Origin of the sequence: Pseudomonas sp. CM25 (genome assembly GCF_013179705.1) — a bacterium.
GTDB lineage: Bacteria > Pseudomonadota > Gammaproteobacteria > Pseudomonadales > Pseudomonadaceae > Aquipseudomonas.
The window spans coordinates 18,222-29,167 of the sequence record NZ_JABMCW010000033.1; the positions used below are offsets into that span (position 1 = coordinate 18,222).

General features: G+C 56.4%; 19 protein-coding genes. All 19 read left to right on the top strand.

Annotated elements, in window-relative coordinates:
- The first annotated feature begins 6 nt into the window (after positions 1-6).
- Complete coding sequence (gene fusA, locus HP546_RS06085) at positions 7-2,154, top strand: elongation factor G (RefSeq protein WP_172221122.1); 2,148 nt, start codon at positions 7-9, stop codon at positions 2,152-2,154.
- A 27-nt stretch (positions 2,155-2,181) separates the two neighbouring features.
- Positions 2,182-3,375, top strand: coding sequence for an elongation factor Tu (gene tuf / locus HP546_RS06090; protein WP_172221125.1), 1,194 nt, complete (start codon positions 2,182-2,184; stop codon positions 3,373-3,375).
- 142 nt (positions 3,376-3,517) lie between these two features.
- Positions 3,518-3,829, top strand: a complete 312-nt coding sequence (gene rpsJ / locus HP546_RS06095) for a 30S ribosomal protein S10 (RefSeq protein ID WP_003186070.1) — start codon at positions 3,518-3,520, stop codon at positions 3,827-3,829.
- 80 nt (positions 3,830-3,909) lie between these two features.
- Positions 3,910-4,545 carry a 50S ribosomal protein L3 gene (rplC, locus tag HP546_RS06100; RefSeq protein ID WP_172221128.1) on the top strand — a complete coding sequence of 212 codons (636 nt, stop codon included), beginning with the start codon at positions 3,910-3,912 and terminating at the stop codon, positions 4,543-4,545.
- 12 nt (positions 4,546-4,557) lie between these two features.
- Positions 4,558-5,160 (top strand): 50S ribosomal protein L4, encoded by a 603-nt coding sequence (rplD, locus tag HP546_RS06105; RefSeq protein ID WP_003255485.1) that lies wholly within the window; start codon positions 4,558-4,560, stop codon positions 5,158-5,160.
- Complete coding sequence (gene rplW / locus HP546_RS06110; protein ID WP_003255484.1) at positions 5,157-5,456, top strand: 50S ribosomal protein L23; 300 nt, start codon at positions 5,157-5,159, stop codon at positions 5,454-5,456. The genes rplD and rplW overlap by 4 nt, the downstream gene beginning before the upstream one ends.
- A gap of 14 nt (positions 5,457-5,470) precedes the next feature.
- Complete coding sequence (rplB, locus tag HP546_RS06115; RefSeq protein WP_172221131.1) at positions 5,471-6,295, top strand: 50S ribosomal protein L2; 825 nt, start codon at positions 5,471-5,473, stop codon at positions 6,293-6,295.
- 16 nt (positions 6,296-6,311) lie between these two features.
- Complete coding sequence (rpsS, locus tag HP546_RS06120) at positions 6,312-6,587, top strand: 30S ribosomal protein S19 (protein WP_003255482.1); 276 nt, start codon at positions 6,312-6,314, stop codon at positions 6,585-6,587.
- A gap of 11 nt (positions 6,588-6,598) precedes the next feature.
- The gene (gene rplV, locus HP546_RS06125; protein ID WP_003103908.1) at positions 6,599-6,931 is read left to right on the top strand and encodes a 50S ribosomal protein L22; all 333 of its coding nucleotides are present in this window, start codon (positions 6,599-6,601) and stop codon (positions 6,929-6,931) included.
- A 13-nt stretch (positions 6,932-6,944) separates the two neighbouring features.
- Positions 6,945-7,631, top strand: coding sequence for a 30S ribosomal protein S3 (gene rpsC / locus HP546_RS06130; protein WP_003255481.1), 687 nt, complete (start codon positions 6,945-6,947; stop codon positions 7,629-7,631).
- Between the two features lie 12 nt (positions 7,632-7,643).
- Complete coding sequence (gene rplP, locus HP546_RS06135; RefSeq protein ID WP_003255479.1) at positions 7,644-8,057, top strand: 50S ribosomal protein L16; 414 nt, start codon at positions 7,644-7,646, stop codon at positions 8,055-8,057.
- On the top strand, positions 8,057-8,248 hold the full coding sequence (gene rpmC, locus HP546_RS06140; protein WP_002555481.1) for a 50S ribosomal protein L29: 192 nt from the start codon (positions 8,057-8,059) through the stop codon (positions 8,246-8,248). Before rplP ends, rpmC begins: the two co-directional genes overlap by 1 nt.
- A 2-nt stretch (positions 8,249-8,250) precedes the next feature.
- Entirely contained in the window at positions 8,251-8,517 is a 267-nt protein-coding gene (gene rpsQ / locus HP546_RS06145; protein WP_023534981.1) for a 30S ribosomal protein S17, read from the top strand.
- A 23-nt stretch (positions 8,518-8,540) separates the two neighbouring features.
- Complete coding sequence (gene rplN, locus HP546_RS06150) at positions 8,541-8,909, top strand: 50S ribosomal protein L14 (RefSeq protein WP_002555479.1); 369 nt, start codon at positions 8,541-8,543, stop codon at positions 8,907-8,909.
- Positions 8,910-8,920: 11 nt separating this feature from the next.
- Complete coding sequence (gene rplX / locus HP546_RS06155; protein WP_003255476.1) at positions 8,921-9,235, top strand: 50S ribosomal protein L24; 315 nt, start codon at positions 8,921-8,923, stop codon at positions 9,233-9,235.
- A 20-nt stretch (positions 9,236-9,255) separates the two neighbouring features.
- The gene (rplE, locus tag HP546_RS06160) at positions 9,256-9,795 is read left to right on the top strand and encodes a 50S ribosomal protein L5 (RefSeq protein ID WP_003255474.1); all 540 of its coding nucleotides are present in this window, start codon (positions 9,256-9,258) and stop codon (positions 9,793-9,795) included.
- A 13-nt stretch (positions 9,796-9,808) separates the two neighbouring features.
- Positions 9,809-10,114 carry a 30S ribosomal protein S14 gene (rpsN, locus tag HP546_RS06165; protein WP_008089807.1) on the top strand — a complete coding sequence of 102 codons (306 nt, stop codon included), beginning with the start codon at positions 9,809-9,811 and terminating at the stop codon, positions 10,112-10,114.
- A 208-nt stretch (positions 10,115-10,322) separates the two neighbouring features.
- Complete coding sequence (gene rpsH / locus HP546_RS06170; protein ID WP_003255471.1) at positions 10,323-10,715, top strand: 30S ribosomal protein S8; 393 nt, start codon at positions 10,323-10,325, stop codon at positions 10,713-10,715.
- Positions 10,716-10,727: 12 nt separating this feature from the next.
- The coding region (rplF, locus tag HP546_RS06175; RefSeq protein ID WP_172221134.1) for a 50S ribosomal protein L6 at positions 10,728-10,946 on the top strand (219 nt) is incomplete at its 3' end.

A 10,946-nucleotide genomic window follows, 5' to 3' on the forward strand; every position in this document is an offset into this window, starting at 1 on the left:
GGCTTTATGGCTCGTACTACAGCAATTAACCGCTACCGTAACATTGGTATCTGTGCCCACGTTGACGCGGGCAAGACCACCACTACCGAGCGGATCCTGTTCTACACAGGTCTGAGCCACAAGATGGGCGAGGTGCATGACGGCGCCGCGACCACCGACTGGATGGTGCAGGAGCAGGAGCGGGGTATCACCATTACCTCCGCTGCCGTTACTACCTTCTGGAAAGGTTCCGTTGGTCAGTACGACAACTACCGCGTAAACGTCATCGATACCCCCGGCCACGTTGACTTCACCATTGAAGTAGAGCGTTCGCTGCGTGTACTCGACGGCGCGGTCGTTGTGTTCTGCGGTACCTCCGGCGTTGAGCCGCAGTCCGAAACCGTATGGCGTCAGGCCAACAAGTACGGCGTTCCACGTGTTGTTTACGTGAACAAGATGGACCGTGCCGGTGCCGACTTCCTGCGCGTTGTTGGTCAGATCAAGAACCGTCTGGGTCACACCCCGGTTCCTGTTCAGCTGGCCATCGGTTCGGAAGATAACTTCCAGGGTCAGGTCGACCTGATCAAGATGAAGGCTATCTACTGGAACGACGACGACAAAGGCACCACCTACCGTGAGGAAGAAATTCCTGCGGACATGCTCGAGCTGGCCGAAAAATGGCGCGCGAACATGGTCGAAGCGGCTGCCGAGTCCAGCGAAGAGCTGATGAACAAGTACCTGGAAGGCGAAGAGCTGACCGTCGAAGAGATCAAAGCCGGTCTGCGCGCGCGCACCCTGGCCAGCGAGATCGTTCCGGCTGTCTGCGGTTCGTCCTTCAAGAACAAGGGCGTTCCCCTGGTTCTCGACGCCGTCATCGACTTCCTGCCTGCTCCTACCGAGATTCCTGCGATCAAGGGTATCCACCCTGACCTGATCGAGAAGCCGAAGGATGAGCTGGTCGAGGCCGACTACGACGAGCGTCATGCCGACGACAACGAGCCGTTCTCGGCTCTGGCGTTCAAGATTGGCACCGACCCGTTCGTTGGTACTCTGACCTTCGTCCGTGTTTACTCGGGTATGCTGCAGTCCGGCGACTCGGTGATCAACTCGGTCAAAGGCAAGAAAGAGCGCGTTGGTCGTATGGTGCAGATGCACGCCAACCAGCGTGAAGAAATCAAAGAAGTACTGGCAGGCGACATCGCTGCTCTGATCGGCATGAAGGACGTCACCACCGGTGACACCCTGTGCAACGCCGACAAGCCGATCATCCTCGAGCGTATGGACTTCCCGGAGCCTGTGATCTCGGTAGCTGTAGAGCCGAAGACCAAGCAAGACCAGGAAAAGATGGGTATCGCACTGGGCAAGCTGGCTCAGGAAGACCCTTCGTTCCGCGTCAAGACCGACGAAGAAACCGGCCAGACCATCATCTCCGGTATGGGTGAGCTGCACCTGGACATCCTCGTTGACCGCATGAAGCGCGAGTTCAACGTCGAGGCCAACATCGGCAAGCCGCAGGTTTCGTACCGCGAGAAGATCACCAAGTCCAACGTCGAAATCGAAGGCAAGTTCGTTCGTCAGTCGGGTGGTCGTGGTCAGTTCGGTCACTGCTGGATCCGTTTCTCGGAGCCAGATCAGGACGACAAAGGCAACATCACCGAAGGTCTGGTGTTCTCCAACGAAGTCGTTGGTGGTGTGATTCCTAAGGAATTCATCGCCCCGATCCAGAAGGGTATCGAAGAGCAGATGAAGAACGGCGTTGTTGCCGGCTATCCTCTGATCGGCCTGAAGGCCACGGTATTCGACGGTTCGTACCACGATGTCGACTCCAACGAAATGGCGTTCAAAATCGCTGCTTCGATGGCAACCAAGCAGCTGGCCCAGAAGGGCGGCGGCGTGGTTCTCGAGCCGATCATGAAGGTCGAAGTTGTAACCCCGGAAGACTACCTGGGTGACGTGATGGGTGACCTGAACCGTCGTCGTGGTCTGGTTCAGGGTATGGATGATTCGGTCTCCGGCCGCGTCGTTCGTGCTGAAGTACCGCTCGGAGAGATGTTCGGTTATGCGACCGACGTTCGTTCCATGTCTCAGGGTCGCGCGAGCTACTCCATGGAATTCTCCAAATACGCCGAAGCTCCGTCGAACATCGTCGAAGCACTCGTTAAAAAACAAGGCTAATCCCCTTTAGGCAAGAGGTTCACTGTCGTGGCTAAAGAAAAATTTGATCGTTCCCTTCCCCACGTTAACGTCGGCACTATCGGCCACGTTGACCACGGTAAGACCACTCTGACCGCAGCTCTGACTCGCGTTTGCTCCGAAGTTTTCGGTTCCGCAATCGTCGACTTCGACAAGATCGACTCGGCTCCGGAAGAGAAAGCGCGCGGTATTACCATCAACACCGCTCACGTCGAATACAACTCGACCATTCGTCACTACGCTCACGTCGACTGCCCAGGTCACGCTGACTACGTGAAGAACATGATCACCGGTGCTGCCCAGATGGATGGCGCGATCCTGGTTTGCTCGGCCGCCGATGGTCCGATGCCACAAACCCGTGAGCACATCCTGCTGTCCCGTCAGGTTGGCGTTCCGTACATCGTGGTCTTCCTGAACAAGGCTGACCTGGTAGACGACGCTGAGCTGCTGGAACTGGTCGAGATGGAAGTTCGCGACCTGCTGTCCACCTACGACTTCCCAGGCGACGACACCCCGATCATCATCGGTTCGGCTCGTATGGCCCTGGAAGGCAAAGACGACAACGAAATGGGCACCACTGCCGTTCGTAAACTGGTCGAAACTCTGGACAGCTACATCCCAGAGCCAGTTCGTGCCATCGACCAGCCGTTCCTGATGCCGATCGAAGACGTATTCTCGATCTCGGGTCGTGGTACCGTTGTTACCGGTCGTATCGAGCGTGGTATCGTCCGCGTTCAGGATCCGCTGGAAATCGTTGGTCTGCGTGACACCACCACCACCACCTGCACCGGTGTTGAGATGTTCCGCAAGCTGCTGGACGAAGGTCGTGCTGGCGAGAACTGCGGCGTTCTGCTGCGTGGTACCAAGCGTGACGACGTTGAGCGTGGCCAGGTTCTGGTCAAGCCAGGTTCGGTCAAGCCGCACACCAAGTTCGTTGCCGAAGTCTACGTTCTGTCGAAGGAAGAAGGCGGTCGTCACACTCCGTTCTTCAAAGGCTACCGTCCTCAGTTCTACTTCCGTACCACTGACGTGACCGGTAACTGCGAACTGCCGGAAGGCGTTGAAATGGTAATGCCAGGCGACAACATCCAAATGGTTGTCACCCTGATCAAGACCATCGCAATGGAAGACGGTCTGCGTTTCGCCATTCGTGAAGGCGGTCGTACCGTCGGCGCCGGCGTCGTGGCCAAAATCGTCGAGTAATCACTCGATCGGTTGAAAAAAACCCCCGCTCAGCGGGGGTTTTTTTTATTCGGTTGACACTAAATTGAGGCGTCTATAGAATCACGCCTCCTTTTAGCGGGCGTAGTGCGTCCGTTGGGAACAGCCTGGAGTCTGAAATCCAATGCAAAATCAGCAAATCCGAATCAGGTTGAAGGCTTTCGACCATCGCCTGATCGACCAATCCACCCAGGAAATCGTGGAAACCGCGAAACGTACTGGTGCACAAGTGCGTGGTCCAATTCCACTGCCTACCCGCAAAGAGCGTTTCACCGTTCTGGTTTCCCCGCACGTCAACAAAGACGCGCGTGACCAGTACGAGATCCGCACTCATAAGCGTGTTCTGGACATCGTCCAGCCAACGGATAAAACCGTTGACGCGCTGATGAAGCTTGATCTGGCGGCAGGTGTGGAAGTGCAGATCAGCCTCGGCTAAGACTTCGGTCTTGTCCGTGTAACGCTCTGAAATGGGCGGCCATAGCGGGTGAAAGCCCCGTACACTCATGAGGTTACAACATGACTATTGGTGTAGTCGGTCGCAAGTGCGGTATGACCCGCATTTTCACCGAAGAAGGTGTCTCCATTCCGGTCACGGTCATCGAGATCGAGCCGAATCGCGTCACCCAGTTCAAAACTGAAGAAACCGATGGCTACCGTGCAGTGCAAGTCACTGTCGGCGAGCGTCGTGCTTCTCGCGTGACTGCCGCTCAGGCAGGTCACTTCGCCAAGGCTAACGTTGCCGCTGGTCGCGGTGTCTGGGAGTTCCGTCTTGAAGAAGGCGAGTTCCAGGCTGGCGACTCGATCAAAGCTGAACTCTTCACTGAAGGCCAGCTGGTAGACGTTACTGGTCAGTCGAAAGGTAAAGGCTTCGCCGGTACCATCAAGCGCTGGAACTTCCGTGGTCAGGACAACACCCACGGTAACTCCGTGTCGCACCGTGTTCCTGGTTCCATCGGCCAGTGCCAGACTCCTGGTCGTGTGTTCAAGGGCAAGAAAATGTCCGGTCACATGGGCGCCGAGCGCGTGACTGTTCAGTCCCTGGAAGTAGTTCGCGTAGACGCTGAGCGCAACCTGCTGCTCGTCAAGGGTGCCGTTCCAGGCGCTACTGGCGGCGACGTGGTTGTACGTCCAGCTGTCAAGGCTCGCGGTTAAGGGGAAACTGACATGCAACTTAATGTAAATGACGCTCAGGCGATCGAAGTTTCCGAACTGACTTTCGGTGGCGAATTCAACGAGACGCTGGTTCACCAAGCAGTCGTGGCCTACATGGCCGGCGGCCGTCAAGGTACCAAGCAGCAGAAGACCCGTTCCGACGTGGCTGGTGGCGGTAAGCGCCCATGGCGTCAGAAGGGTACTGGCCGTGCTCGTGCTGGTACCACTCGTGGTCCGATCTGGCGTGGCGGTGGTGTAACCTTCGCGGCTCGCCCTCAAGATCACTCGCAAAAGCTCAACAAGAAGATGTACCGCGCAGCCCTGCGCTCCATCCTCGCTGAGCTGGTGCGTAGCGACCGTCTGGTCGTGGTTCAGGACTTCGCTGTCGAAGCGCCGAAAACCAAAGATCTGCTGAACAAGCTGAACGGCATGGGTCTGAGCGACGTACTGATCGTTTCCGACGCTGTTGATCAGAACCTGTACCTGGCTGCTCGTAACCTGCCGCACGTCGACGTACGTGACGTACAAGGTTCCGACCCGGTCAGTCTGATCGCATACGAGAAAGTGTTGATCACTGTCTCGGCCGTGAAGAAATTCGAGGAGCTGCTGGGATGAACCAGGAACGCGTATTCAAAGTCCTCCTTGGCCCGCACGTTTCCGAGAAGGCTACCGTTCTGGCTGAGAAGAAAGGCCAGTTCGTATTCAAGGTTGCTACCGACGCAACCAAGCTGGAAATCAAGAAAGCTGTCGAAGGCCTGTTCAACGTAAAAGTTGAAAACGTGTCGACCGTTAACGTTCTGGGTAAAACCAAGCGTACCGCACGTGGTCTGGGCAAGCGTAATGACTGGAAGAAGGCGATCGTCTCCCTTCAGCCAGGCCAAGATCTCGATTTCAGCAGCAGTGCTGAGTAAGGAAGGGGTGCATCATGGCAATCGTTAAATGCAAACCGACTTCCCCTGGCCGCCGTTTCGTGGTCAAGGTGGTCAACAAGGAGCTGCACAAAGGCGCTCCTCACGCACCGCTGCTCGAGAAAAAATCGAAGTCTGGTGGTCGTAACAACAATGGCCGCATTACCACTCGTCACGTTGGTGGTGGTCATAAGCAGCATTACCGTCTGGTTGACTTCCGTCGCAACGACAAAGATGGCATCCCAGCCACTGTCGAGCGTATCGAATACGACCCGAACCGTACTGCTCACATCGCCCTGCTGTGCTACGCAGACGGCGAGCGTCGCTACATCATCGCCCCTAAAGGCGTGAGCGCTGGCGACCAGCTGATCGCAGGTACCCTGGCCCCAATCAAGGCCGGTAACTCCCTGCAGCTGCGCAACATTCCAGTGGGTAGCACCATTCACGGCATCGAACTGAAGCCGGGTAAAGGTGCACAGATCGCTCGTTCCGCTGGTGCTTCGGCTCAGCTGATCGCTCGCGAAGGTGTCTACGTGACCCTGCGTCTGCGCTCTGGTGAAATGCGTAAAGTACTGGCTGAGTGCCGTGCGACCCTGGGCGAAGTCTCGAACTCCGAGCACAGCCTGCGTTCGCTGGGTAAAGCAGGTGCCAAACGCTGGCGCGGCGTTCGCCCAACCGTTCGTGGCGTTGCCATGAACCCGGTTGACCACCCACATGGTGGTGGTGAAGGTCGTACCTCCGGTGGTCGTCATCCGGTATCGCCATGGGGCTTCCCAACCAAGGGTGCTAAAACCCGTGGTAATAAGCGTACCGACAAAATGATCGTCCGTCGTCGCAAGTAACTAGAGGGATACGACAGTGCCACGTTCTCTGAAAAAAGGTCCTTTTATCGATCTTCACCTGTTGAAGAAGGTCGAAGTGGCGGTGGAGAAGAACGATCGCAAACCAGTTAAAACCTGGTCGCGTCGTTCGATGATCCTGCCACAAATGGTCGGTCTGACCATCGCGGTTCACAACGGTCGCCAGCATGTTCCAGTTCTCGTGAACGAAGACATGGTCGGCCATAAACTGGGCGAGTTTGCCGGTACCCGCACTTATCGTGGGCACGTGGCTGACAAGAAAGCCAAGCGTTAAGGGGTTAGGAAATGGAAGTAGCCGCTAAGTTGTCGGGCGCTCGAATCTCCGCCCAGAAAGCCCGCTTGGTCGCCGACCAGATCCGCGGGAAGAAGGTGGGCGAAGCGCTCAACCTGTTGGCCTTCAGCAGCAAAAAAGCCGCTGAAATCATGAAGAAAGTCCTCGAGTCGGCCGTTGCCAACGCCGAACACAACGAAGGCGCAGACGTTGATGACCTGAAGGTCTCCACCGTCTTCGTCAACGAAGGGCGTTCGCTGAAGCGCATCATGCCGCGTGCCAAAGGCCGCGCAGATCGCATCGTCAAGCGGTCTTGCCATATCACTGTCAAGGTTGCGGACAAGTAACGGAGTCGATCAGATGGGTCAGAAAGTACATCCCACTGGCATTCGCCTGGGAATCGTCAAGGAGCACACGTCCGTCTGGTATGCAGACGGCGCTACTTACGCAGATTACCTGTTGAAGGATCTGAAAACACGTGAGTACCTCCAGGACAAACTAAAAAGCGCGTCCGTAAGCCGTATCGATATTCATCGCCCGGCTCAAACCGCACGCATCACCATCCACACTGCTCGTCCCGGTATCGTTATCGGCAAGAAAGGTGAAGATGTTGAGAAACTGCGTCAGGACCTGACCAAGCAGATGGGTGTGCCTGTGCACATCAACATCGAAGAGATCCGCAAGCCGGAACTCGACGCTATGCTGGTTGCGCAGAGCGTAGCTCAGCAGCTGGAACGCCGCGTAATGTTCCGTCGCGCCATGAAGCGCGCCGTACAGAACGCCATGCGTATTGGTGCCAAGGGCATCAAGATCCAGGTGAGCGGTCGTCTCGGCGGCGCCGAGATTGCTCGTACCGAGTGGTATCGCGAAGGTCGTGTGCCTCTGCACACCCTGCGTGCCGATATCGACTACAACACCTACGAAGCTCACACCACTTATGGTGTGATCGGTGTGAAGGTTTGGATCTTCAAAGGCGAAGTTATTGGTGGTCGCCAAGAAGAACTGAAACCACAAGCACCAGCGCCTCGTAAAAAAGCTGCTAAGTAAGGGGTACGCCAAATGTTGCAACCAAAGCGTACAAAATTCCGCAAGCAGATGACTGGCCACAACCGTGGTCTGGCACTGCGCGGTAGCAAAGTCAGCTTCGGCGAATTCGCCCTGAAGGCTGTTGCTCGCGGTCGCCTCACCGCCCGCCAGATCGAGTCGGCACGTCGTGCCCTGACCCGTCACGTAAAACGTGGCGGCAAGATCTGGATCCGTGTGTTCCCGGACAAGCCGATCTCCAAGAAACCTCTCGAGGTTCGTATGGGTAAAGGTAAGGGCTCCGTGGAATACTGGGTTGCCCAGATCCAGCCAGGCAAAGTCCTGTACGAGATCGAGGGTGTTTCTGAAGAGCTGGCGCGCGAAGCTTTCGCCCTGGCTGCTGCAAAGCTGCCTCTCGCCACCTCCTTTGTTAAGCGGACGGTGATGTGATGAAAGCGAATGAACTTCGTGAAAAATCGGCACAGCAGCTGAACGAGCAACTGCTCGGCCTGCTGCGCGACCAGTTCAATCTGCGCATGCAGAAAGCAACTGGCCAGTTGGGGCAGTCGCACCTGCTCTCGCAAGTTAAGCGTGACATCGCTCGCGTGAAAACTGTGCTCAACCAGCAGGCAGGTAAGTGATCATGGCTGAAGCTGAAAAAACCGTCCGTACGCTGACTGGCCGTGTCGTCAGCGACAAAATGGACAAGACCATCACCGTACTGATCGAGCGTCGCGTAAAGCACCCGATCTACGGTAAATACGTTAAGCGTTCGACTAAGCTGCACGCGCACGACGAAACCAACCAGTGCAAGATCGGCGACAAAGTTTCGATTACCGAAACCCGTCCGCTGGCCAAGACCAAGTCCTGGGCACTGGTTGAAGTCCTCGAACGCGCTGTTGAAGTCTAAGGGCTAGGGGTCGGAGAAATTTTATGATTCAGACTCAATCCATGCTCGATGTGGCCGATAACAGCGGCGCTCGTCGCGTCATGTGCATCAAGGTGCTCGGCGGTTCGCACCGCCGTTACGCCGGCATCGGTGACATCATCAAGGTTACCGTCAAGGAAGCAATTCCGCGCGGTAAGGTCAAAAAAGGCCAAGTGATGACTGCTGTTGTCGTGCGCACCCGTCACGGTGTCCGTCGCGCTGACGGTTCCATCATTCGTTTCGACGGCAACGCTGCTGTTCTGCTGAACAACAAGCAAGAGCCGATCGGCACTCGCATCTTCGGGCCAGTGACCCGTGAACTTCGTACTGAGAAGTTCATGAAGATCGTCTCGCTCGCCCCTGAAGTGCTGTAAGGAGATCCGACATGCAAAAGATTCGTCGTGACGACGAGATCATCGTGATCGCCGGCAAAGACAAAGGTAAGCGCGGTAAGGTGCTGAAGGTTCTCGCTGATGACCGTCTGGTCATCGGTGGTGTGAACCTGGTCAAGCGTCATACCAAGCCTAACCCGATGGCGGGCGTTCAGGGCGGTATCGTCGAGAAAGAAGCGCCTCTGCACGCTTCCAACGTTGCCATCTTCAACGGCGAAACCAACAAGGCTGACCGCGTTGGTTTCAAAGTAGAAGACGGTAAGAAAATTCGTGTCTTCAAGTCGACCCAAAAAGCGGTTGATGCTTGAACACTGCTAGGTAGAAGACCATGGCACGACTGAAAGAGATTTACCGGAACGAGATCGCTCCCAAGCTTAAGGAAGAACTTAAGCTGTCGAACGTGATGGAAGTTCCGCGCGTTACCAAAATCACCCTGAACATGGGTCTGGGCGAAGCGATCGGCGACAAGAAAGTCATCGAGCACGCTGTTGCCGACCTGGAAAAGATCACCGGTCAAAAGCCGGTCGTGACTTTCGCTCGTAAATCCATCGCTGGCTTCAAAGTCCGCGAAGGATGGCCGATCGGCGTCAAGGTGACCCTGCGTAGCGACAAGATGTACGAATTCCTGGACCGCCTGCTGGCGATCTCCCTGCCTCGGGTCCGCGACTTCCGCGGCCTGAATGCCAAGTCCTTCGATGGCCGTGGCAACTACAGCATGGGCGTGAAAGAGCAGATCATCTTCCCGGAAATCGATTACGACAAGATCGATGCTCTGCGCGGTTTGGACATCACCCTGACCACCACTGCTCGTTCGGATGACGAAGGCCGCGCTCTGCTGCGTGCATTCAAATTCCCGTTCCGCAACTGATTGGAGTAGGAAAATGGCCAAGAAGAGCATGAAAAACCGCGAGCTGAAGCGTCAGCTCACGGTAGCCAAGTTCGCCAAAAAGCGTGCTGAGCTGAAAGCGACCATCGTCAACGTGAACGCCTCTCCTGAAGAGCGTTTCGCTGCCGTTGTTGCGCTGCAGAAGCAGCCACGTGATGCCAGCGCTGCGCGTCTGCGCAACCGTTGCCGCCTGACCGGTCGTCCTCACGGTGTATACCGTAAGTTCGGCCTGGGCCGTAACATGCTGCGTCAAGCTGCAATGCGTGGTGACGTACCAGGTCTGGTCAAGGCCTCCTGGTAATCGCTGCAGGTGTGATTCCGGCGTAAGGAGAGCAATCTTCCGACCGCCGGTGATCTCGCCAACAAACAAGCCCCTATATGGGGCTTGTTTCGTTTCTACCTTGTGTCTAGAATGACCGGCTCACCTGAGCCTGGGGTTTAACCCTGTCCGCTCGGGTGGTTGTGATAGCCGCAAGGCTAATAATTCTTGTATCAGGAGCATCTAGCCCATGAGTATGCAGGACCCGTTAGCGGACATGCTAACTCGCATCCGTAATGCCCAGATGGCTGAAAAGTCCGTCGTAAGCATGCCTTCCTCTACCCTGAAGGTCGCGGTTGCCAAAGTTCTGAAAGACGAAGGTTACATTGCCGGTTACCAGGTTACTGGTGAGGCCAAGCCTTCTCTGTCGATCGAGCTCAAGTACTTCGAAGGCCGTCCGGTCATCGAGGAGCTGAAGCGCTCCAGCCGTCCTGGCCTGCGCCAGTACAAGGCCGTTACAGACCTGCCGAAAGTACGTGGCGGCCTGGGCGTGTCTATCGTCTCCACCAACAAAGGTGTGATGACTGACCGCGCTGCGCGCGCTGCCGGTGTCGGCGGCGAAGTTCTGTGCACAGTGTTCTAAGGGGAGATAGGCATGTCTCGCGTCGCTAAGAACCCCGTTAAGCTGCCAGCAGGCGTCGAAGTCAAATTCGCCGGTCAGCAGCTTTCGGTGAAGGGTGCCAAGGGCACTCTCGAACTGAACGTTCACTCGTCTGTTGAAGTCTCCGAAGTCTCCGGCGAACTCCGTTTCGTCGCTCGCAACGGTGATCAGCAAGCTCGTGCTATGGCCGGTACTACCCGTGCCCTGGTCAAC